Raw genomic sequence first — 23,241 nt, 5'->3', positions numbered from 1 at the left:
ACCTCCCAGGTTTGTCTGCGAAAAATGCGGAGGAGAAATGCGTCCTAAAGAGCCATGGCAAAACAGCTTAGAAGATATCTTCTAGAAAAGGAAGAACCGCCCGATAGGGCGGCTTTTTGTTCTTGTTTAGCAATTCTTGGCCTTACACATAAAATGTAAAAAATATGTCTTGCTTGATTGGAAGGAAGGTGAATATCATGGCAGTAACATATACAGTTCAGACAGGAGACACTTTATTTCTTATTGCCCGGCGCTTTGGCACCACCGTGGAAAGATTGATTCAGGCAAATAATATTGCTGACCCAAATACCATATTTGTAGGGCAAACATTGATTATTCCGGAGGAAGGAGTGGGCGCGGAAGCCGGCGTAACGGCAGGGAATCGGGTTACACGTCAGATAAAGGGCATTCGTTATGTTCTCTATACTAATAAGCCGACGTACAGGCAGGGAGAAGACATAGTTATCACTCTGGTTAAAACTAACGTAGCCGGCAGAAATATTACGCTGCGTTACCGGAATGCCCAGCGCTATGATTTCGTGGTGAGGCGCAGTCCGGAACAGACCGAAATCTGGCGCTGGTCCCGTGGGCGTTCTTTTGCCTCGGTAGCTTCAAGTGTTATCCTCAGACCAGGCAGCAGCCAGACTTTTCAAGTAATTTGGAACCAAAAAAATAACCGTGGCCAGCAAGTGGCGACAGGTACCGTAACTATTGAAGGATTTAACGTTGCCGAAGGTTATGAAAACGAGGCTGTGTCCGTTAATATCCAAATCCGTTCAGCTGTTGAACCAACACCTACACCCACAGTTGCTCCCATCTCTTGCTCGGAAGAGAACGTCTTGGTTAATCCTAATTTTGAGAACTGGCCCCGGGCGGCTTCTTCCCCTCCGGGCTGGGCAGGAAGTAATATTTACCGCAGCACTCTCTCTCATACCGGTAGTTATGCAGCCGAGCTAGGCGCCGTCCATAATGAAAGCGCTATATTGTCTCAGAAGGTAAATATAGAGCCGGGGAGAATATATGAACTAAGCTGGTGGGCCAGGGAAAATATTCAGCCGGGCGGTGTGGGAAGATTCGTTTTATTCGCTGAAATTATTTATACCAGCCGGGCCGGGGATTTTGTCGGTAGAACAGAACCAAGATACTCTCAGGAGAATATACCGGATAATGCTTACCAAAGATATAGTCTTTCTACCGGACGCGTGCCTGCGGGAGCTAGAATCGCTGAAGTAAGGTTTACTTTCGAGCCGTCGGGAAGCAATAATAATACGGTAAAGATTGATGACGTTGAATTGCGCTGTCTGTTTTAACTGTCTAGTTACTTCGGAAGCAACGAGGAGGCGGTTTTTTTACCTGCCTCCTTGTTTATGCATGAAGCTAATGTCCGCAGTTGCTGCAATCTGAAGATCCGCAGGTGCTGCAGCCGGCGCCGCTGTTGTTTACACCCCTTCCGGCGGCGCGAAAAGATGACATCACACGTTTTGGGGATGCGGCGCCACATCTTGGGCACTTCAGGTTTTCGCCGCTTTCACCTAATTGACATAGTTTTTCGAAACGACTATCACACCCGGCGCACCGGAACTCGTAAATCGGCATATGAAATACCTCACTTTATTCAGTAATATTACTTTTCTAGAGTATGCCATTTGATGTTATTATGTCAAGCGCACGTTACTTTTTTATCTTTAAAAGAAGGATCAGGGGTGGTGGAGAGGAATTATTATTATAAAAGAGGAGGGGACTCTAATGCAACTGCAATTTTTAGGAGCGGCGGGCACGGTAACTGGTTCCTGCTACCTGTTGGACACGGCGAATACTAGGATAATGGTTGACTGTGGGATGTTTCAGGGACCAAAGGAAATCAGGGAACGTAATTACGGCAAATTCCTTGTACCCCCAGGCAGCGTTGATTATATATTATTAACTCACGCCCATATTGATCATAGTGGTTTGATTCCCAAATTTATTAAATATGGTTTTCGCGGCAAAGTAATTGCTACCGCGCCTACAGTAGAATTATGCGGGGTTTTATTGCCCGACAGCGGGCACATCCAGGAGATGGAAGTAGAGCGTAAAAACCGTAAAAACCGTCGCGCCAACAAGGCTTTAATTGAACCTGTTTACAATGTAAAGGACGCTTATAACAGTCTTTCTTCTTTTAACCCGGTTTCATACGACGAAATGGTCCAACTGACACCTGAAATCAGGGTGCGGTTTGTTGACGCCGGTCATATCCTTGGATCGGCGATGATCGAGTTATGGGTTAAAGAAGGGAACAATGAGATTAAGCTGGTCTTTACCGGTGATATCGGCAGGAAGGATCAGCCATTGATAAAAGATCCATCTATTATCAATCAAGCTGATTATGTGGTCATGGAGTCCACTTATGGCAATCGCATGCACGAGCAAAACAAAGATGAAATAGAATTATTACATGAAGTAATTTGGGAAACCTATAAAAAGGGGGGTAATCTGATCATCCCCGCTTTCGCGGTCGAACGCACTCAGGATCTGCTTTACCACCTTAGCCTTCTTACGGAAGCAAAAAGGATGCCTCCGATGGCGATATATATCGACAGCCCTTTAAGCACCGCCACAACAGCAATTTTTCAGCATAGCCAGGCGTATTTCGACCAGGAAACGCTTGATTTGATAAAAAAAGGCGGGGATCCAATCAGTCTGCCGGGAATAAAATTTACCAAAACCGCCGAGGATTCCAAATCTTTGAACAATGTCAGCGGGGCCATAATTATCTCCGCGAGCGGTATGTGTGAGGCCGGCCGGATCAGGCACCACTTGAAATACAACCTTTGGCGCCCCGAATCAACTGTGCTTTTTGTCGGCTATCAGCCGGCCGGTACTCTTGGGCGGCTTATTTTAGACGGGGAAAAAACGGTGCGGATTTTTGGAGATGAAATTGCTGTCCGGGCTGATATAAGGTCAATCGATGGTTACTCCGCGCACGCCGACCAGGCGGGGCTTATGGAATGGGTCAGGGGCTTTCAAATACCTCCGAAAGAGATTTTTGTAGTACATGGTGAACCCGATTCATCCAGCGCTTTAGCTGGTTTGATTAGCTCCGAATTGGGTTATAACACCATGGTTCCCGCCTGGCAGCAGGCCGTTAATCTTATGGCAATTAGCGCGGCGGATCCGCTTAGAACGGTTTATGCCTCACTATCATCTAAATTACGTAATCTTCTGGATTCTGATTTGGAGCAATCTCAACGGGAGGATATTATCCGCCGTATGGCTGATTTGGAAACTTACCTCGACGAGGGATTGAAAAAAATAGGATGAACGGTTTTATTTCTGAAGTAAGAAATCATTTACAGTTTTACCGGATCCCCTCGTTCGAAGCCACCGGCCAGGTTGAACATGGATTTACCACTCGCGGCGGCGGTGTCAGTGAGGGACCATATTGGTCGTTGAACACCGCTTTTCACGTCGGTGACGCTGTTGAAAGCGTGCGTGCCAATAGAGCGCTGGCTTGCGGCGCTCTGGGCATAAACCCGGACGATGTTGTGGCCGGCAAGCAAGTGCACGGCGACAGGGTTGAAGTGGTATCTTTGAGCGATAAGGGGAGAGGCGCCAGATTATTTGAGGATGCGCTGACGGACGTCGACGCCTTGGTCACTGCTGAACGGGGGGTGCCCCTTTCCAGTTATTACGCGGACTGCGTGCCGATTTTCCTTCTTGATCCGGTAAAGAAAGTGGTGGCGCTGGCCCATGCCGGATGGAAGGGAACGGTTGCCAAAATAGGCTTGAAAACCGTTAAAAAAATGGTTAAAGTATTCGGAACCAAGCCGGCAGACTGTCTGGCCGGTGTGGGGCCTTCCATCGGACCTTGCTGCTATGAAGTGAGCGGGCAAGTTGTTGGGTTATTTAAAAAAAGCTTTTCCAACGGGGAAGAACTAGCCGAATTTTTACATCCCGGGAAATGGCGGTTGAATCTATGGAAGGCTAATTACCACACCCTCCTGGAAGCCGGCTTGCCGGAAAATAATATAGCCGTAGCCAGCGTTTGTACTTCTTGCCGGAGTGATTTGTTTTTTTCTTACCGGGCTGAAGGGGGGATAACCGGCAGGATGGCGTCGTTTATCATGTTGAAGCAAGTGAAAGGGTGATAAGATGCCCCGGATATTAGTGGTGGAAGATGAAAAGAATATTCTTGAACTGGTCCGCTTTAACCTTGAGCGGGATGGTTATCAGGTATTAACTGCTTTGGACGGTGTTAAGGGTCTTGAAATCGCACGGAATGAGGCACCTGATTTGATCTTGCTCGACGTTATGCTGCCGGAAATGGACGGCCTGGAAGTATGCCAGGAACTTCGTCGCGATACCGCGACAAAAAGTATCCCGATCATTATGCTGAGCGCCAGGGCTGAGGAACTGGACCGGATGCTGGGGCTGGAAATGGGTGCCGACGACTATGTTACCAAGCCATTTAGCCCACGGGAATTGTCGGCTAGAATTAAAACCAGGCTCAATGAAGCGCGCCCAAACCACATTTAGCGAAACATTGAGCAACTGCCGGATTAGGAAGTTACATGTAAAGAGGATATAGTTAAATAAAATTATGTAAAGTATAATAATTCGTTGACACGAACATCCGTTCTATTTTATAGTAGAAACAGGAGGTGAGTGTCATATGAGTGTTAAGTAAAATTTAGAGAGGAAAAGGTTTCTAAGCAGTTAAATCCGATGATGCGTCGCTTTAGCCTCGCGGTGAAAGTCGGGCGCGGAGGTTAAATCAACCAGGCGGTGGGTTACACCCCCTTCCGGGCAGAACTGTAAAGCCAGGCGGCATTTCTGCCACCCGGAATATGGACGGGAGTCCATAGCTGGGCAGTTGAATCCTGTGAAACTGCCTCCCGTTTAGTCGGACGGGAGAGGAATCTAAACAAATGATTTGTTTAGATTTCAGAAACCAGGGTGGTAAGTGTTAACCGTTGCGAAACCATTCCTTAGAATAGGATGGAGACCATTAATCAGCTATTTTTTTCTCTTTCTGGTTTTTTTAGCTTTGGCACAGCTGTATGTTTTATATAAACCCGTTCTTTGGGAAATGGGTGCTTTAGTATTGGTTAGCGCGGCAATACTTGCCTGGATAACCTACAGGCGTCTGATCAACCCTATTGAGGAAATGTCTTATATCGCCCAGGATATGGCCAGGGGAAATCTGGAGCAGGAGATACGCATCTTTGCCCAGGATGAGACCGGTGACTTGGCGCGCTCCATCAATTACCTGGCCAGGGAGCTGAAAAAAAATATAGATGATGTTATTTCAGAGAAAAATAAAGTGCAGGCCATTCTGGCCAGTATGTGTGACGGGGTCATCGCGATGGACAACTGGGGCCGCGTAATACTCGTCAACCCCATTGTGGAAAAGTTTTTCGGCACTACCCTGGAAGCCAGCAAAGGTAAAAACATTCGCAGAGTGATCAGAAACAGCGATTTTGAAAAGCTGCTGAACCAATTTCTTGAAACCGGGCGGCCGGTACAAAAACAAATTCAGCTTTTGACGCCTGAACCTCGTTTATTCCGTGTGCAAGTGACCCCGCTCAGGGATACTGGTGTTGACGGAGGCGGGATGGTGGCGCTGCTGAGGGATTTCACCGGCAGGAAAAAATTAGAGGAAATGCGCAGTGAGTTTGTGGCCAACGTCTCTCATGAGCTGCGGACTCCTTTAACTTCGATAAAGGGTTTTACGGAAACACTGCTGGACGGCGCCCTGGAAGACCCGCAGACAACCAAGCATTTTTTGGAAATCATCTACGTTGAGTCGGAGCGGCTGACCAGGTTAATTGATGAATTGCTGAACCTGTCCAAAATTGAAGACCATAAGGTGGCGCCTGACTGGCAACCGGTGTCCATGCACGAATTAATGGAGCGTACCGTGGCAATCTTTAAACCCCGCGCGGCGGAAAAGGACTTGGACATAGAAGTTGTCCTTCCTGAAAAACTGCCGGCGGTGCACGGGGATCCCGACATGCTCGGGCAGGTTTTAATTAATTTAATCGACAATGCGGTGAGTTATACGCAAAACGGCGGGAAGATTAAAGTCAGCGCCCAGTCAAATGGAAACAAAGTAAAAGTTGAAGTTCAGGATAACGGCATCGGTATTCCGGAGGACAGTATACCCAGGGTGTTTGAGCGCTTTTACCGCGTGGACAAAGCACGTTCGAGGGAGCAGGGAGGCACCGGGCTCGGCTTGTCTATCGTAAAGCACATTATCGACGTTCATCATGGCAGCGTGCAGGTTAAAAGCAAGGTGGGCGAGGGCAGTACTTTTACCTTTGAACTGCCTGTTGAAGGGCAGAACACAAGTAACGCTTAGAAATCTGTCGATATGAAAGAACACCCGCCGTCGCGCGGGTGTCTTAGTATAATAGAATGGGTACAAGGTAAACATCGATTTGTTCTTGTTCCGCCGTACTTTGTTCTTTGGATTTATCAAGTAAGGCTTTCATAAATGTTCCCCCTTCCCCGGAAAATTTTAGATTATTTTTTATTATCATATTATCAGAATATTTAGAATGTGTCAATATGAAAATTGTAGAAAATTTTAACAAAAATGAAAATGAAATATAACAAGTAGAAATAATATCACAAGGTTATTCTATGATGAAATTATGATATAATATGTGTAATTCTTCTGATTCGTTAAAAATTGTTAATTATTTTAAAATGAGCCGGGGAGGTATTTGTATGAGTGGATTACAGGTTGGCATCGAAGGGAAAGCATCAATAGTAGTAAACAATGATAACACGGCTATGGCCTACGGGAGCGGTGCGGTTAACGTGTTTGCAACTCCGGCTTTGATTGGACTGATGGAAAAGGCCGCCCTTTCCTCGGTTGACCCGCTGTTGGACGCGGGGTATACCACCGTGGGAACGAAAATTGATGTCAAACACCTGGCCGCGACCCCGATAGGCATGAATGTGACCGCCACCTCCCGGCTGGTGGAAGTGAACGGTAAGCGGCTTTTGTTTAATATTGAGGTGCGGGATGAAGTAGACCTGGTGGGTACCGGTGTACATGAGCGTTTCATTATAGAGTTGTCTGGTTTTATAAAGCGTGTGGAAAGTAAAGCGGCAAAACAATAGACGGATAAAATTTGGTTGTGGCAGTTTAACCAATTAGGGTAAAATAAATGTATCATTTTTGTGGGATTTGATCCTCCATTTGGAGGATTTTGTTTTTGCTAAGGGAATTATCCATAAGTGACCTTGAGTATACAAAAGCGGTTATTTTCGGCCTTATTCAAAAAGCGAGTGAGCCAGAGGATAAGTGAGGGAAAAATCATGACTTTGCGTTTTATTATCGGCAGGGCCGGGGTAGGGAAAACACGCGCCTGCCTGGATGCCGTCCGGCAAGAACTAATGGCCAGGCCGGACGGGCCCCCGCTGATTTTATTAGTGCCGGAGCAGGCAACGTTCCAGACAGAGTATGCTTTAGCCTCCTCTGCCGGGATGAAAGGTTTTATCCGCGCCCAAGTGCTTAGTTTTCGGCGCTTGGCTTACCGGGTTCTGCTGGAAGTGGGCGGCGCCGCCCGGGCGCATATCGGTGAGCTTGGCAAGCGGATGGTACTGCGCCGCTTGCTGGAACAGCGGCGGGAAAATTTAAAGGTATTTGGACGGGCGGCCGGTCAGCCTGGTTTTGCCGACACCCTGGCCCGTACTTTGGGTGAAATGAAAACATATTGTATTTCGCCGGCAGATCTGGCTGCGGGTTTGGATACCCTGCGTGTTCAGGGAGTCCAGAGCCTGCTGGCGGACAAACTTGAAGACCTCTGTCTTTTGTATAGTGAATTGGAAGCTCATTTGGCCGGCCGTTTTACCGACCCGGACGACTACCTCAGCCTGTTGGCTGGCCGTCTGGAAAAGTCGGCGGCGATCAAGGATTCGGAAATTTGGGCGGACGGTTTCATAGGGTTCACACCCCAGGAATACCAGGTGTTGGCCGCTCTCATGCGTTCATCCCGCCGGGTAAACGTCACCTTGTGCGCCGACTTGGCTGCGATGAGTGGCAGCCTCAATGAAAACGACATATTCTACCCTTCAAGGGAGACCTACGATATTTTGTGCGAAATAGCGGCCCGTGAGCAAGTAGTTGTTGAGCGCCCGCTCTCTCTTGAGCAAAAAAAAGGCCGGTTCCACAATTCCTCCATTGCTTATCTGGAAAAATACTTTTTCCGCCACCCGGCGACCCCCGCCAAGAACGCCGGCGACGGGGTGATGCTGGCGGCTGCGGCAAGCCGCCGGGCCGAAGTGGAAGGGGTGGCGCGGGAAATAATTCGTTTGTGCCGCGACCAGGGTTACTGCTACCGTGACATTGTCGTGTTGACGAGAGATCTGGACGCTTATGACCATCTTATATCTGTCGTTTTCGCCGACCACGGCATCCCTGTTTTTGTGGACCGGAAGCGCCCCGTGATGAGCCATCCCCTGGTTGAGTTGGTCCGTTCGGCGCTTGAGGTGGTGGTGAAAGACTGGACCTATGATCCGGTATTTCGCTATCTTAAAACCGACCTCGTCCCGCTTGCCAGGGAAGAAGTTGATTTGTTGGAAAACTATGTGCTCGCGCACGGCATCCGGGGCAGCCGCTGGGTTGATGCCAGACCGTGGGAGTACCGTAGGCGGCTGACGCTTGAAGAGGATCTTGAGGTTTCCTCAACCGAGGCCCGGGAATTAGAAGAAATCAACCGGATCCGCAGGACGGCGACGGCCGCGCTGGCCGGTTTCCACCGGGCGGTCCGGCAGGCCGGTAATGTAAGGGAAATGACAATAGCGTTATTTAATCTTTTGTCTGAACTAGAAGTTTCCGAAATGCTGGAAAGCTGGAGCCGGCAGGCTGAAGCCCGGGGTCTTCTGGAGGTGGCCCGGGAACACAGCCAGGTGTGGGATATGCTGACAGCCTTGTTGGATCAGGTAGTGGAGACACTGGGTGAGGAGGCGCTGAAGCCGTTGGATTATGCCGCGGTCCTGGACTCCGGGTTTGAGAGTATGAGACTGGGTTTGATTCCGCCCGGACTTGACCAGGTGGTAGCCGGTTCCCTGGATCGTTCCCGCAGCCCGGAAGCCCGCGCCTCTTTTATCATGGGCGTTAATGAAGGTGTGCTGCCGGCCCGGATAACGGGGCAGGGGGTCCTGTCCGAAACAGAAAAGGAATGCTTGCAAACGATTGGCTTACATTTGTCTCCCGGTGTCCGGCGGAAAGTATTTGACGAACAATACCTGGTTTATATTGCCCTAACCCGCTCATCAGAGCGTTTGGTTCTCAGTTACCCATTAGCGGACGATGAAGGCGGGGCGAATATGCCTTCACCGGTGATAGCGCGGGTTAGAGAACTTTTACCTGGTGTTGAGGAGAGGGTTTGGGCGGTGGAGCCCAACACCGCCGGCACTGAAGACATGGAGTTTATTTCAAACCCTGACCGCTGCTTGTCCTACCTGGCCGCTCAAATAAGGGAAGCCAAGGCTGGGCGCTCCTTAAACACCATATGGTGGGACGTATACAACTGGTTTGCGCGGGGAGAGCGGCGCGAAGAATGTGTCCGCGCGCTATCCGGACTATTTTATAACAATCAGGAAGACAGGCTTGCTCCCGGCGCCGCGAAACTCCTGTACGGGCAGCCGCTGAGGACCAGCGTTTCCGGTATAGAAAAATTCCGTTCCTGTCCCTTTGCCCATTTCCTCTCACAGGGCTTGCGGCTGCGGGACCGGGCCGTTTTCCGGCTGGGCGCCCCGGACCTGGGACAATTTTTCCATGCGGCGTTAAAGCTTTACGGGGACCGTGTCCATGAAATCGGATTGGACTGGGGTGAACTAAGCCAAAAAGACTGCCGCAAGTTGGCCGGAGAAGTGGTGGACTATCTAGCCCCCAGGCTGCAGAGTGAAATACTGCTCAGTTCCGCCCGGCGGCGCTACCTTACAGGGAAGATCAAGCGCACCGTGCAGCGCGCGGCGCTGGTGCTGTCGGAGCACGCCCGGCGGGGGAAATTTCGCCCGGTTGGACTGGAACTGTCTTTCGGGCCGGAGGGTGAATTGCCTGCCGTAATCTTTATTCTCCCCGACGGCGGTGAGATGGCGGTAACCGGCCGGATTGACCGCGTTGACGCCGCCCGCAGCGATGCCGGGATCTACCTGCGGGTGATTGATTACAAATCAGGACGGGTGACCATAAACCTGTCGGATATCTTTCACGGCTTGAAACTGCAGCTATTGACTTACCTGGAAGTGGCGATGCGGCAGGCGGACAAGCTGGCGGGCGGTCCATGCCTGCCTGGCGCGGTTTTTTATTTCAGCCTTGACGACCCGCTAATCAAAACCAGCGGTGAAATTCCCCCGGACGAGGAACTGGAAAAAAGAATTCTCAGGCAAATGAAGATGGAAGGTATGCTGTTAGCCGACCCGGCTGTTGTCAGGATGATGGACAGCGGACTGTCGGACGCATCTGACCTGATCCCGGTACGGTTAAAGAGAGACGGTGGTTTTGCCGCCCGGTCCGCAGTACTCACCGGACAGCAGTTTGAATTGCTGCGGGCTTACCTGCGCTTGCAATTATTTTCCGCCGGGAACGACATTATCAACGGTGTGGTGGATATCGCTCCTTATCGCCAGGGAAATTTCCGTTCGTGTCAGCACTGCCTCTTTCGCGCCGTCTGCCAGTTTGACGAATTGGTGGAAGGGAACGCCTACCGTCTTATATCGCCGGTAAAGAAAGATGTCGTGTGGAGTAAGTTGGCTGAAATCCTGGGAGGTGAGCACGGTGAATGACAGCGGACCGCAAGAGCAATCTGAGGGCAGGGAGCGCCATTTGACGGATGCGAAAGTTGAACGAACAAGCAAGAAGGAATGGACGGCAGAGCAACTTGAAGCCGTGAACAGCCGCACCGGCAATTTGCTGGTGGCGGCCGCCGCCGGCGCCGGCAAAACAGCGGTGCTGGTGGAGCGGATCATTCGCCGGATTACCGACCTGACGGCGCAGGCCGATGTAGACCGCTTGCTGGTGTTGACTTTTACCAACGCCGCGGCGGCTGAAATGAGAGAGCGCATTGGCCGCGCGCTTGCCGCGAAAATAGACGAATACCCGGGGTCAAAACATTTAAGCCGGCAGATGTCACTAATCAACCACGCCTGCATCGGCACCATCCACTCTTTTTGCCTGGATGTTATTCGCCAGCATTTTTACCGGATTGACCTGGACCCGGCCTTCCGGGTGGCTGATGAAACCGAAGCTGCTTTAATCCAGGTGGAGGTTTTGGAAGAGCTTTTTGAGCGCCGTTACAGCGCGGGGGATAACCTCCCCTTTAACACACTGGTTGACTGTTATGGAGGGAAGAGGGACGACGCGGATTTACAAGAACTTGTCCTGGAGATATACCGGTTTGCCCGCAGCACGCCTCAACCGGCAGAATGGCTGGAAAAACTGGCGGCGGGTTTCGACGTGCCGGAGGACATCGCATTTGACCAACTCCCCTGGAGCGCATCCTTAAAGAAGGCGATAGCGCTTGAGCTGGCCGGGATTGTCTCAGCGCTTGACCTGGCTGTCCGGCTGGCCGGCAAGGCAGGCGGCCCGCATGCATACATAGACACCCTTGAGTCTGACCGTGACGCGGCGCTCAGCCTGGCCCGGGCTTGTTCAGCGGACGTGAGCTGGGCCGGCCTTTATTCGCTCATAAACACGATTAGTTTCGGCAGATTGAAGGGAGTAAGAGATCCAGGCGTTGATGATGGTTTAAAGAAGCAAGTGACTGCTTTACGTGATAATGTGAAAAAACAAATTAAGAATCTTAAAGATGATTATTTCTCCCGCCTTCCGGAAGAGTATTGCGCCGATTTGCGCGCTGTCGCACCGTTAATAGCGGAATTGACGGATCTGGCGCGGGATTTTGACGAGGCTTATAGAAAAGCTAAAACGATTAACGGGCTGGTTGATTTCAACGATTTGGAACACTACTGCCTGCAGATTTTGTCAACCGCCGGGCCGGATGGGCCAGCGCCGTCGGAAGTGGCGCTGGAACTGCGGCAGCGGTTTGTGGAAGTGCTCGTTGACGAATACCAGGATACAAACGCAGTTCAAGAGGCAATACTACAGCTTGTGTCACGGCAGGGTGAAGCGAACCCGAATTTGTTTATGGTGGGGGATGTCAAACAAAGCATATACCGCTTCCGGCTGGCTGATCCCGGCCTCTTCCTGGATAAATACTCTAATTATCCGTCGCAGCCGGGCGGACCGGAGCACAGAATTGATTTGGCCAGAAATTTTCGCAGCCGCCGTGGAGTGGTTGACGCCGTGAACTTTGTTTTTCGCCAGTTGATGTCTCCCGTGGTCAGCGAGTTGACATATGATCACAGGGCCGAGCTGGTTTACGGCGCTGATTATCCTGTGATTGCCGCTGATGTGGCGGCAGGGGACGAGGTGGTGGAATTATATTTGATTGAACGCGGTAAACAGGCCGAATACCCCGAAGCAGATGTTATCCCGCCGGAAGGCTCCGGAAATGAAAAGCTGGATGACTATGGAGACCCCGAAGCGGACCTGGACGCGGTACAAATGGAAGCCCGCCTGGTGGCGTCCAGGGTTGAGGAAATTGTTGGGAATAAGCCGGTGAAAGGGGCGGGAATGCTAATCTACGACAACGATCAGAAAAAATACCGCCCGGCAACTTACCGTGACGTAGTAGTGCTTTTACGCGCCACCACCGGTTACGCCAACACCTTCCTGGAAGAATTCCGGCGGAAGGGGGTGCCGGCCTACGCCGAACTGGCCACCGGCTATTTTGAGGCGACTGAGGTTGAAACCGTTCTCTCTCTATTAAAAGTGATCGACAACCCGCGTCAGGATGTGCCGTTGGCTGGAGTATTACGGTCCCCTGTGGTCGGGTTCAACGCCGGAGAACTGGCGCAAGTCAGGCTTTGCCGCCGCCAGGGTGATTTTTTTGACGCGGTGGTATCCGCCGCGGCGTTGAAGAAGGGGGCAATTTCGGAACGTTTGACAGGTTTTCTGGAAAATTTGGACAGGTGGCGCACAGCCGCCAGGCAGGGAACACTGGCCGGGTTGATCTGGACACTCTACCGGGAGACAGGATACTACGATTTTGTCGGCGGGCTGCCCGGCGGCGGGCAGCGGCAGGCTAATTTGCGGGCGCTGCACCAGCGGGCGCAGCAGTATGAGACTACAGGGTTTCGAGGGCTGTTTCTCTTCCTCCGGTTTATTGAGCGCGTGCGGGACGGCGGCCGCGACTTGGGGGCGGCGCGGGCCTTGAATGAAAAGGATAATGTTGTGCGGCTGATGAGTATACATAAAAGCAAGGGCCTGGAGTTTCCGGTGGTCTTCGTGGCTGGATTAGGCAAAAAATTCAACCTGAAAGACCTGAATAAAACGATGCTTTTGCATAAAAATCTGGGACTGGGGCCGCAGTTGATTGACGTGGAAAAAAGAATTACTTATCCTACGATAGCCAAGCATGCAATCAAGCAGGAGTTAAAAATGGAAGCTTTGGCTGAGGAGTTAAGAATTCTTTACGTGGCCATGACCAGGGCGCGGGAGAAGTTGATTCTGGTGGGCTCTGTCCGCAATCTCCCCGTTAATGTTCGCCGGTGGTGCGGTCCCGTGGCAGTGGAGGGGTGGGCTTTGCCGGACGGGGAGTTGGCCGGTGCGAATACTTGTCTGGACTGGCTGGTTCCGGCTCTTGCCCGCCACCGGGACGGCGTGAAAATCAGAGAATTGGCGCTGTGTGACGAGCAGCCGCCGGCAGCGGTGGCGGGCGACTTCTCACGCTGGGCGGTGTTCTTCGAAGATGGAGGCGCCGCTTCAGGATTGCGAAAGCAACCCGAAAGCGAATTATTAAATAAAGTCCGCCGGATGGAGCCGGTAGATACGGACAGCGAGTTTGTCGGGGTTGTAAAAAGCCGGTTGGAATGGAAATATCCCGATCTGGGGCTGACCGGCTGCGCGGCAAAGTCATCAGTAACTGACTTGAAGCGCAGGTTTGACCCGCAGATTGTGGAAGATGAGGCCTCCTTCGCGGATTATCGCCCGGCTATTGGCAAGCGACCGGTTTTCATGCAGGGGGAGCGTGGTTTAACTGCCGCTGAAGCGGGTTCAGCCCTACATCTGGTGATGCAAAATCTTGATTTGGCAGATGTCGCGGACTTCACTGCGATCAAAAAGCAGGTAGCGTTGATGACCGAAATGGAACTGTTGACATTTGAGCAGGCGGATTCTGTGCCGGTAGAGGGAATCACGTCTTTCTTTGAGTCACCTCTGGGCAAACGTGTGATTTCCGGAAAAAAAGTATTCAGGGAACTTCCTTTTACCTTGGCGCTGCCGGTCAGTGAAATCTATCCCGGACTTGCCGGAGATTCCAGTAAGGTAGTGTTGGTACAGGGTATCATTGACTGCCTGGTTGATGAAGGTGACGGTATGTTGTTATTAGATTACAAGACCGACCGGATCAACAAAGACCAGCTTGAGCAGGTAACGGCGCGCTATCGCGGCCAGTTGAACCTCTATGCCAGAGCCATAGAGAATATCTATGGGAGGAAGGTAAAGGAAAAGTATTTGTACCTGTTTAATTTAGGTTTGGGAATAAGATGTTGTTGACCGGATAAAATATTTTTATCAATTACGTTAAAACAATCGTGGAGGTGTGTGTATGGAAGCGGATATGTCTTGGAATACCTGGAAAAAGGCCTTGGGCACAGCGGTAAAAACCGCGGATTTAGTAGGCATGTCTGATGAGACTGTAGATAAATTCGCTTACCGGATTGGGGATTTCTTAGCGAATAATTTGGACCCCGCCAACAGAGAACAGCGATTGCTGAAAGAATTATGGGAAGTAGGCGAGGAAGGGGAAAAGAAGGCTTTGGCCAAAATGATTACCAAGCTCGTGGACAATACATAAAAGTATGAAACACCCCTGATTACTCACCAGGGGTGTTGAGTATTTTAGCTGATTTGTCCCATGTTAGCAAAACTATTTACCATGGTTTGGGTGGTCATATCCTTCATTGTCGGCACCTGGTAATATTGTTTCTGATTCATGTAATTCCAAACTTCATATGCCTGCTCGGAACAATTGACAGCACCCTGTTGTAGCATCCGCCTCAGATGTGAGTCGGCGCACTCCAGGGAAGCAATCATCTTAACAAGCGCAGATGCTTTGTGACAACCAAGCATTCCACTGGAAACGTCCCGGTCATCCATTTCATTCATAGAAACATTAGGTGCTTGTGGCTGGGGATTTTGTAAACCATACGAAGGTGACACATTTTTTACGGACCGGTATGGAATCGATTCACCTTTTCCGCGCTGGTTGATAGTTTGAACCATATTATTATAATCTTGTGTCATAAATCTAATTTGATTATCCAATATGGAACGCAATTGTGGGTCCTTTACGTGAGGGCTGTAAAGCTGAAATTGATTAATGCCGTCAATAGTGTCTGTTAGAACTTCGTGTAATTCCATTGCTTCGTGTGCGCCTAAACTAGCGGCCATTTTTTATTCTCCCTTCCATATCTTATGATTAAATCTATTATGTTTAGTTTTATGGAAATTATTCAAATAAAAGCAGTAAAACCCGCGTCTGATACAGATTGGGTTTTACTGCTATACAGCGGCAAGGGGTAATCAGAAAAATCCGGTCCCCCGGGCGTTATTGCTTAACAGCATAACCGGGGGACCGGCAGGAGGTCATCAATTAAGGTTATTTCCAGCCTGCATCTTCAAACCAATACTGGATAGTTCCATGATTGTCTTTATACTGATGCACTGTATAATCTTTATCCGGGTCAAGGTAGAAGTAATGGCTTACACCGTTGGCGTCCACATAAAAATACCTTTCACTATCTCTGTCGTAATCCCAACGGCTGCGCGAGTATCCGTAATTATACTTGTGCAATATTTTTTCCAGCTGGGCAATTCTTATCACATAATAATCAGAATATTTCTGAGCATACAGTACCGCTTTATTATGGTACCAATTGTAAAAGTGATCGCCATAATTCGAAAAGCTAATCTTTGAATCACTGTAGTGAGCACGATCCCCCGACTGACTGGCAAACGCTGCCGAGGATAGTGTGGTTGAAAGGACTAACGCTATTACCAGCGAGACTATTTTTCTCATAGTATTACTCAACTCCTTTATGTGATGATTATTCGTACATGAATTAATATAATTAAGTATCAAAATAAGATCAATGCATAATTTGCGGTAATTACAATAACAAATACCTTGGTTAGACTATCTTTTCCAAATAATCATGACCTGTATTTAATGCGCGGCAAAATATTTTGTTGCGTCGCGCGGTCTAAAATTCTTTTATGGTATAATTAAGCATAAATCACTTATCAACGAATAGTGGTTGTTATTTATGCCGGTGAACGGGAGCGAGGAGTGATTTAGTGCAAAATGATTTAGCAAAAAATTATAAAACAGCCTTGGATTCGTTAACGGTTTACCGTGGTATCTTAAATAAGCCACTGGTTAAAAAGCTTTATACTTTACTGGGAAGGCTTTGCATGGTGGAGGAAGACTTTGATGCCCTGCTCAACGAATATAATGATTTTTTTTATCACCTGTCTCAAGTGGATGACTACCGCAATTTCAAGCACTATGTAATAACTTGTGTTTTATACGACGAAAATGCTTTTACACGAATAGTGGCGAAACAAAATTTTGCGGATATTGATACATTGCTGTTGCAAACTGTGGAGAATGACCTGGAAAATCTTCATAAAGTGGCAATGTTATCATCCAGGGAAATGAAAGATATTATTTTAGGTGGATATGCCGCTATATCTAGTTCAGAAAAAAGCATTACGGAAAAACTTCCTGAATGGAATAATGGTTTATCAGATACCCGGGATGGGTTATCTGAGATTTATCATTCGCTGGATCAAGAACAGTGCTGGGCGAAATGTATCGCAGCGCTGGCTAAATTCCATAGAGCGAATGGTTCGGGAGACTTCGCCCGGTATAAAGGATTTGTTTGGGAAAAGAACTCAGAATTTTATGGCTTGAAAGGACTCGAATCGACGGATCCGATAAGACTATCGGATTTAGTAGGTTATAACGCGGAACGGCAAGCTGTGTTGGATAATACCAAATTTTTTTTAAAAGGATACCCGGCAAACAACGTGTTGCTTTATGGTGACAGGGGGACAGGCAAATCCTCCACTGTTAAAGCGCTGTTAAACGAATTTTTCGCGCAGGGCTTAAGGATAATTGAAATTCCTAAAAAATATCTTGAGGATTACCCGAAGATTATCAGACTGATTCGAAATAAACCACAAAAATTCATATTATTCGTTGATGATCTCACTTTTGAGGACAGCGAAGAAAGCTTTACGGCGTTAAAGGCAGTATTAGAAGGCGGGTTGGAAAGCAGGCCGGTGAATACCGTGATATACGCCACTTCTAACCGGCGCCATTTAGTTAAAGAGAAATTTAGTGAAAGGGCGGGACTGTCATTCGGCGACAACGATGAGGTCCGTGCCGCCGACACCTTGCAGGAAAAGCTATCTTTGGCGGACCGGTTTGGCATTACCGTGATATTTTCATCTCCCGACAAGAAAAAGTACCTTGAAATAGTTGAAGTGCTTGCTTCGATTAGAAACATTGAAATTGATGCAAAGACATTGCATAATGAAGCACTTATGTGGGAGATGGAACACAATGGCCGTTCACCCCGCACCGCGAGGCAGTTTATTGATTGGCTGGAAGCGAAGATAAAGGGTATTGCCGTAGAATAAGGAGGTAAATAAAATGTGTGGTTTGCCCTTATGGTATTTTTACAGCAAAGAGACACCGATGAATAAGCAACTGGAAGCGATATTAAAACAAGTGGACCTTTTACCGGTGGATCAGCAAAGAGAGCTTCTCAGGATTTTGCAGTTGTTGTTGCCCGCGCCTCCATCAGAACCGGGAAAGGCTCAAAGTACCTAAAAAATAATTGCCCCGCGGATTTCCAACGGGGCTGTAAGACTACGAAATTTTTGGGGCTGCCTCTTGCTGCCTATGCTTTCTCCCGGCGATCTCTTCAGCATAGTCTGTGGAAATGAGGTAAAGGCTGACCCAAAGATCATGTTCGTTAGCTTTACCTTCAAGCTCACGGGATAAATCCTTAAACCTCTTTTCAACCCTGTCCTTAAACGCTGAAAACTCTCCCAACAGTTCGACTATATCGCGCTGGGTGTAAGAGGCTCCTTCACGTAAAACTTTAGCCAAGCTGACTCCCCCCTGTTATAGACATTTATTATTAGATAATTATAGCCTAAATGGAATTTTATGTTAAGGGGGTAATTTGTCTTTTTAAGGTACTTCTTAAAAAAATAAGGGGGGGTGTCCCCCCCAGGTTGTTTTAGTGGTGTTATAAGTTAGAAATTGCTGAACTGGCCAATATTCTGGCCACTCATTCCCATTAAGGATTGATTCGCGAGGCCGGAGCCCATCTGCCCGGAGGTGCTGAATGAACCAAGAGTGGGAGTATACTGGCTTCCAGCAAACCCGCTCACTCCATACTGACTAGACAGGCTTTGATTAGATACGGGATGTGAAGGCACTATAGCATAGTTGCCTGCGCTGGTGTTTGAGTACCCGCCTTGCGCGAGTCCAGTACCGAAGGTGCTCCCGCCGTAAGTGTTAGCGCCGTATGCGCTCATTCCCAAGTTGCTTTGTGAACCCAACATACCCTGATTCGCCATGTTGCTAATGTGTTGGTTGGTGGCGAAATCGTTGCCGGCGAAGCCTAATCCATAGCGATTCGCAGCCATTTGGCTGATTTGTTGATTGCGCGCGAATTCATCAGACCTGCCGCCGCCGAACTGGGCGCCGAAAGTGCCAAACGCAGAAGGGCCATATTGGCCACTGCTCATAGTGGGGTTATAGTAACCAAATTGCCCTGTCCCAAGTTGGCTTGAAAAAGTGCCGGCGCCGAACTGACCGCTGGTTTGCATGCCGGCCATTTGCGGGATTTGTTGAGTTATACTGCTGATTACGTTAACATCTTGGTTTAAGCGGTTGCATAGTTGTTGAATAGTCTGCAGTTGTTGTGTCACGGCGTTTTCACTTTGGCTCATCTGCTGAAGTTGTGCCGCATGGTTGGCTTCGGAACGCTGTAGTTGTCCTGCGACTTGGCTGATGCTGTTAACTTCGTTCCTCAAATCCTGAATCTGTCTTTGGAGCTGAAAAAATTGATCCATTGTTTTTCCTCCTTGCTTGATTTAGGCTTGGTTTGCCTTTTGTAATATTATTCTACTTTTTACAGCAAGTTATTACTGGAAGATCATGGGGAAAAACATGGACAAATTCGTCCTAATAGCAAGTGCTGCTCCAACCTGAGTAACTTCATAGTCAATTTATTTTTGTTACGGTTGCTAATGAATTATTACCGGTAGGCAAGAATAACCCTTCTATCTTTGGTGATATTGCTGTCAGGTTGACACTATTGTTAAGAAAGACCCATGGCGCGTCCTGGACAATAATTTTTACTGCTTTGTGATATAATTCCTCCCGTGACAGGCGATCCTTTTCTTGTTGAGCTTTTGCCAGAAGCATGTCGATTTCATCGTTGCGGTAATGAGAAGAATTTAGACCATTTCCAATTTGTGATGATGATAATAAAGTGTATAGAAAGTTATCGGGGTCTCCGTTATCACTAATCCAGCCATAAAGAAAAGCATTCCCTTCTTCTTTGTATAATGCCTCTTTGTACTGCTGCCAGGAATAAGCTTTTATCTCCACGTCAACGCCTACCAACGCTAAATCTGCCCGGATAGCCTCGGCCAGTTTTTCTCCACCCGCGGGATTATATATTCTGGGGTCAGTGTAAGTAATTATTGTTATTTTAGGGTTTCCTCCAAATCCGTTGCGGGCGAGTAATTCCTTGGCGCCAATAGGGTCGTACGGGTGTAGACGGATGCCCGGGTCGTAACCCAGGACGCCGGGTGGCAAAGGACCATCAGCGACATGTGACTCTGAATGAAATAATGTAGCTATGATTTGTTCCCTGTCGATAGACATGCTTATAGCCCGCCTCACTTCAGGGTTGTCAAATGGTTTCTTATCCGTGAAAAAACCGAGGTAACTTAGATCCAAGCCTGGTTTTTTAATTATTGAATAGCCGCTTTGTTCCAGAAGCCGGGCGTCTTGGGGAGTGATTTCGTCAATTATGTCAGCCATATGCATTTTTAGAGCTAGTGACCTTAACCTGCTATTATTAACAACTGTAAATACAAGTCGGTTGCATTGGGGCTGTTTTCCCCAGTAATCAAGGTTTTTGTTTAAAATCAGTTTTTTCCCTTTTTCCCAACTGCCGAATTTAAATGGTCCCGTACCAATGGGGTTGACACTAAAATTATCTCCTAAAGCTGAAGCGGCGGCAGGACTGACTATGGGCGCCGCCGCCGGCATGGCCAGATTATTCAAAAAAGGCGCGTATGGATACTTTAAAGAAAATTTAACCGTATAAGGATTAATTGTTTTTACACTCTCAACCATTCCGAAAACGAAGGAAGCGTAAGCCATGTTTTCCGTGCGGTTGGGTGGCATCTGCCTTTCCACGTTGAATTGCACAGCTTCTGCATTGAAAGGTGTCCCGTCATGAAACTTAACGTTTTTTCTCAGGTAAAAAGTCCATTCGCGGCCGTCGGCGGATACTTGCCAAGCCTCAGCCAGGCAAGGTTCTACTTCAGTTGTGCCTGGTTTGAAACGGACAAGACCTTCAAAAATATTTGAAATCACTTTATAGGACTCCTCGTCTTGTGACATGGCCGGATCAAGTGTAACGGAGTCTCCGCTTCTGGCGTATATAAGGGTATCACCTTCCTGTTTTAAAAACGGCAGGGCGCCTGAAAAGTACAAATGCAAAACTGATAACATAATAATAAGAACAATTGATATTGATATTTGCTTGCGCAGTTTTTGTTTACGCAAAATACCACCTCACCGAGATTATGTTATAATTAAATTAATTTCTGTATAAAATGTTAATTACCTCCATATTTAACTTAAAAATTATGGTAATTTTCTCATGCCAAAAGAGGTATAATTAAGCTATTATTTAAACAGGGGTTGGTTTAATGAACATTCGCTTTGGGCCAGCGGGGTCTTCTGCTTCTTTTTATGCGGAAAAGCATAAATCTTCTCTGGAAATGCCGGAATGGCTGAAAAAGCGCGGTTTAAACGCTTATGAATATCAATGCAGCCGTGGTGTGCATATCGGGGAAGAAATGGCCGCACGCTTGGGTAAACTGGCGGCGGAGCATGAAATACAAATGAGTATTCACGCTCCTTATTACATCAACCTAAGTACAACAGATCCTGAAATGCAGGTCAAAACGAAGAATCACTTCTTAAAAACATTAAGAGTCGCACGGGCGATGAATGCTAAAATTGTTGTGTTTCACCCAGGGTCGGCGAGTAGCGGTGACCGTAAAGAAATCCTGGCCAGGGCAAAGAAGTTTTTAAAAGAAATTTTAGCCGAGGTGAAAGAAGAGGGACTTTCCGGTATTATGCTGGCTCCCGAGACAATGGGTAAAAAAAACCAGCTTGGTTCGCTGGAAGAGGTGCTGGAGTTATGTGAATTAGGTGAACAGCTTAGACCCGCCGTTGATTTTGGGCATATTCACGCAGTTACCGGTGGTGGTTTAACAGATAAGGCTTCTTTTGCCAAGTTGCTGGATTATATTGAGAAAAAACTTGGGTTGTATTATTTGCAAAATCTTCATATCCATTTCAGCCCGGTTGAGTATACCGCTGGCGGTGAAAAGAGACATCTCACTACTTTGGACGATAACTGCGGGCCGGATTTTACTCCACTTGCCGAGTTATTAGTAGAGAGAAATTTAACGCCCACCATAATTTGCGAATCGGATGAACGACAGGCGGAGGACGCAATGATCTACCGGGATATATACTATAAGTTACTAGACGCGAGCAATAATAAATGAAATGGGACATGTAAGGCAAGACGCGCTTAAGTGGAAGCGTCTTGAGTTCCATGTCCCACAAAAGTTGATTTTGTTAATACTAGTGAGTTTCCACATCCTTGGCTCCGTTTTCGCGCATGATTCTTGCGGCGTCTTCGATTTTAGTGTCGTCTGTACGGACTGAAGCCAGGATTTTACCTTCTTTAACCTTGCCTTCGTAATATCTGCCGCGTTCAGACGGAATACCCCAGTCAATCAGGCCGCCCGCTATGCCGCCTGTGGCCGCGCCTGACAGCAGTCCGGCAATAGGCCCGGCGGCAAGAATCGGCCCGATCCCCGGAATGACCAGCGCGCCAGCGCCCATAGCCAAGCCTGCCAGACCTCCCAGCACACCACCCGTGCTTACTCCGGAAGCAACACTCCCGCCGGCAGTACCTCTGTTCCTTTCGGTGTCGCCAGCCTTACTTTTATCAGCGGCCAGCACCGATATTTCTTCGTAAAAACCACGTCCACGCAGCGCTGAGACTGCTTTTTCCGCTTGATCCCTTGAGTCAAATAATCCAACAACAGTTTTTAACAATTTGATCCCTCCTGCAACTATTGTTCCAACATACTTATACTGCCACGTTAAATGGATATTATACTTTGTTTGTGATGAGGAATAAATTTTTTGAAATAACAAAACAGATGGTTCATTTTTTTTTCAGTTTTGATATAATATTGTATGTTTGTGGCTATGACTTAAAAACAGGCGAAAATATTGGTGCGATCAGTGATTTCCAGGATAGTTAAATTATTAATTTATTACGGAGGTTTGAGAAATGCTGCCAACCCCTAAGAAATTTTTTGTGACTGCCGGCAGTTCGGAAGGGAAAAGTAATTTAACTGCATTTGATAATGCACTGTTAAAAGGAAGGATTGGCAACCTAAACTTAATGCGGGTGTCTAGTATCTTACCTCCTGGAGTGCAATATTGTCCGGACATGGAAATACCTCCGGGTTCGCTTGTGCCGACGGCATACGGGTTTATCATCAGCGACGTTCCCGGTGAGTTGATCGCAGCCGCAGTAGGCGTGGGCTTTTCAAAGGATACTTTCGGAGTTATAATGGAGTTCTCCGGCAAGTGCAGCAAGGCAGACGCGGAAGCGAAAATAGAAAACATGCTGATAGAAGCATTTGAAACCAGAGGAATGGAATTGGTCGGCACCAAAATAGCAGCTACGGAACACCGTGTGGAAAAAATCGGCTGCGCCTTGGCCGCTGTTCCACTCTGGTATTAAATCTTATTTGTTTATGGA

At 48.2% G+C, this 23,241-nt stretch carries 19 protein-coding genes and 1 pseudogene; 13 read left to right on the top strand and 7 right to left on the bottom strand.

Annotated features, from left to right (window positions below; genetic code table 11):
- The first annotated feature begins 197 nt into the window (after nucleotides 1–197).
- Complete coding sequence (locus tag L7E55_RS14660; RefSeq protein WP_277445063.1) at nucleotides 198–1,310, top strand: BsuPI-related putative proteinase inhibitor; 1,113 nt, start codon at nucleotides 198–200, stop codon at nucleotides 1,308–1,310.
- A gap of 67 nt (nucleotides 1,311–1,377) precedes the next feature.
- On the opposite strand, the gene L7E55_RS14655 is transcribed toward L7E55_RS14660, so the two are convergent.
- Nucleotides 1,378–1,596: an FmdB family zinc ribbon protein gene (locus L7E55_RS14655; RefSeq protein ID WP_277445062.1), complete on the bottom strand. Its 219-nt coding sequence runs from the start codon at nucleotides 1,594–1,596 to the stop codon at nucleotides 1,378–1,380.
- A 150-nt stretch (nucleotides 1,597–1,746) separates the two neighbouring features.
- On the opposite strand from L7E55_RS14655, the gene L7E55_RS14650 reads away from it, so the two are divergent.
- The 8 genes and pseudogenes from L7E55_RS14650 (at nucleotide 1,747) to L7E55_RS14615 (ending at nucleotide 14,915) form a co-directional block, all read left to right on the top strand.
- Nucleotides 1,747–3,300 carry an MBL fold metallo-hydrolase RNA specificity domain-containing protein gene (locus L7E55_RS14650; RefSeq protein ID WP_277445061.1) on the top strand — a complete coding sequence of 518 codons (1,554 nt, stop codon included), beginning with the start codon at nucleotides 1,747–1,749 and terminating at the stop codon, nucleotides 3,298–3,300.
- A complete protein-coding gene (gene pgeF, locus L7E55_RS14645; protein ID WP_277445060.1) occupies nucleotides 3,297–4,127 on the top strand; it encodes a peptidoglycan editing factor PgeF in 831 nt (276 codons plus the stop codon). Before L7E55_RS14650 ends, pgeF begins: the two co-directional genes overlap by 4 nt.
- Before the next feature lie 4 nt (nucleotides 4,128–4,131).
- Nucleotides 4,132–4,488: pseudogene (locus L7E55_RS14640) on the top strand (response regulator); the annotation flags it as partial.
- A gap of 595 nt (nucleotides 4,489–5,083) precedes the next feature.
- Nucleotides 5,084–6,340 (top strand): two-component system histidine kinase PnpS, encoded by a 1,257-nt coding sequence (gene pnpS, locus L7E55_RS14635; protein ID WP_277445058.1) that lies wholly within the window; start codon nucleotides 5,084–5,086, stop codon nucleotides 6,338–6,340.
- Between the two features lie 371 nt (nucleotides 6,341–6,711).
- Nucleotides 6,712–7,110: a thioesterase family protein gene (locus tag L7E55_RS14630; RefSeq protein WP_277445056.1), complete on the top strand. Its 399-nt coding sequence runs from the start codon at nucleotides 6,712–6,714 to the stop codon at nucleotides 7,108–7,110.
- Between the two features lie 198 nt (nucleotides 7,111–7,308).
- Nucleotides 7,309–10,782 carry a helicase-exonuclease AddAB subunit AddB gene (addB, locus tag L7E55_RS14625; protein WP_277445054.1) on the top strand — a complete coding sequence of 1,158 codons (3,474 nt, stop codon included), beginning with the start codon at nucleotides 7,309–7,311 and terminating at the stop codon, nucleotides 10,780–10,782.
- On the top strand, nucleotides 10,775–14,614 hold the full coding sequence (gene addA / locus L7E55_RS14620) for a helicase-exonuclease AddAB subunit AddA (RefSeq protein ID WP_277445052.1): 3,840 nt from the start codon (nucleotides 10,775–10,777) through the stop codon (nucleotides 14,612–14,614). Before addB ends, addA begins: the two co-directional genes overlap by 8 nt.
- Nucleotides 14,615–14,666: 52 nt before the next feature.
- The gene (locus L7E55_RS14615) at nucleotides 14,667–14,915 is read left to right on the top strand and encodes a DUF3243 domain-containing protein (protein ID WP_277445051.1); all 249 of its coding nucleotides are present in this window, start codon (nucleotides 14,667–14,669) and stop codon (nucleotides 14,913–14,915) included.
- Nucleotides 14,916–14,959: 44 nt separating this feature from the next.
- Here L7E55_RS14615 and L7E55_RS14610 read toward each other — a convergent pair whose 3' ends face one another.
- Both L7E55_RS14610 and L7E55_RS14605 read right to left on the bottom strand, forming a co-directional pair.
- Nucleotides 14,960–15,511: a spore coat protein gene (locus tag L7E55_RS14610; RefSeq protein ID WP_277445050.1), complete on the bottom strand. Its 552-nt coding sequence runs from the start codon at nucleotides 15,509–15,511 to the stop codon at nucleotides 14,960–14,962.
- A gap of 208 nt (nucleotides 15,512–15,719) precedes the next feature.
- A complete protein-coding gene (locus L7E55_RS14605; RefSeq protein ID WP_277445049.1) occupies nucleotides 15,720–16,139 on the bottom strand; it encodes a hypothetical protein in 420 nt (139 codons plus the stop codon).
- A gap of 278 nt (nucleotides 16,140–16,417) precedes the next feature.
- On the opposite strand from L7E55_RS14605, the gene L7E55_RS14600 reads away from it, so the two are divergent.
- Nucleotides 16,418–17,767: an ATP-binding protein gene (locus tag L7E55_RS14600; RefSeq protein WP_277445048.1), complete on the top strand. Its 1,350-nt coding sequence runs from the start codon at nucleotides 16,418–16,420 to the stop codon at nucleotides 17,765–17,767.
- A 13-nt stretch (nucleotides 17,768–17,780) separates the two neighbouring features.
- Nucleotides 17,781–17,960 (top strand): hypothetical protein, encoded by a 180-nt coding sequence (locus tag L7E55_RS14595; protein ID WP_277445047.1) that lies wholly within the window; start codon nucleotides 17,781–17,783, stop codon nucleotides 17,958–17,960.
- Between the two features lie 39 nt (nucleotides 17,961–17,999).
- Here L7E55_RS14595 and L7E55_RS14590 read toward each other — a convergent pair whose 3' ends face one another.
- From L7E55_RS14590 to L7E55_RS14580, 3 genes are all read right to left on the bottom strand, one after another.
- A complete protein-coding gene (locus L7E55_RS14590) occupies nucleotides 18,000–18,242 on the bottom strand; it encodes a hypothetical protein (RefSeq protein WP_277445046.1) in 243 nt (80 codons plus the stop codon).
- A gap of 149 nt (nucleotides 18,243–18,391) precedes the next feature.
- Entirely contained in the window at nucleotides 18,392–19,216 is an 825-nt protein-coding gene (locus L7E55_RS14585) for a hypothetical protein (RefSeq protein WP_277445045.1), read from the bottom strand.
- A 151-nt stretch (nucleotides 19,217–19,367) separates the two neighbouring features.
- The gene (locus tag L7E55_RS14580) at nucleotides 19,368–20,948 is read right to left on the bottom strand and encodes an ABC transporter substrate-binding protein (protein WP_277445043.1); all 1,581 of its coding nucleotides are present in this window, start codon (nucleotides 20,946–20,948) and stop codon (nucleotides 19,368–19,370) included.
- Nucleotides 20,949–21,094: 146 nt separating this feature from the next.
- On the opposite strand from L7E55_RS14580, the gene L7E55_RS14575 reads away from it, so the two are divergent.
- A complete protein-coding gene (locus L7E55_RS14575) occupies nucleotides 21,095–21,964 on the top strand; it encodes a TIM barrel protein (RefSeq protein ID WP_277445042.1) in 870 nt (289 codons plus the stop codon).
- Between the two features lie 79 nt (nucleotides 21,965–22,043).
- Here the strand turns inward: L7E55_RS14575 and L7E55_RS14570 are convergent, their stop codons facing one another.
- Nucleotides 22,044–22,523 (bottom strand): general stress protein, encoded by a 480-nt coding sequence (locus L7E55_RS14570; RefSeq protein ID WP_277445041.1) that lies wholly within the window; start codon nucleotides 22,521–22,523, stop codon nucleotides 22,044–22,046.
- Between the two features lie 241 nt (nucleotides 22,524–22,764).
- On the opposite strand from L7E55_RS14570, the gene L7E55_RS14565 reads away from it, so the two are divergent.
- Nucleotides 22,765–23,223 carry a pyruvoyl-dependent arginine decarboxylase gene (locus L7E55_RS14565; RefSeq protein WP_277445040.1) on the top strand — a complete coding sequence of 153 codons (459 nt, stop codon included), beginning with the start codon at nucleotides 22,765–22,767 and terminating at the stop codon, nucleotides 23,221–23,223.
- Nucleotides 23,224–23,241: the final 18 nt, after the last annotated feature.

The organism is Pelotomaculum isophthalicicum JI, assembly GCF_029478095.1.
In the GTDB taxonomy this organism is placed as follows: domain Bacteria; phylum Bacillota; class Desulfotomaculia; order Desulfotomaculales; family Pelotomaculaceae; genus Pelotomaculum_D; species Pelotomaculum_D isophthalicicum.
Note: the sequence above shows the minus strand (reverse complement) of the source record. Positions and strands in the feature narration are given on the sequence as shown.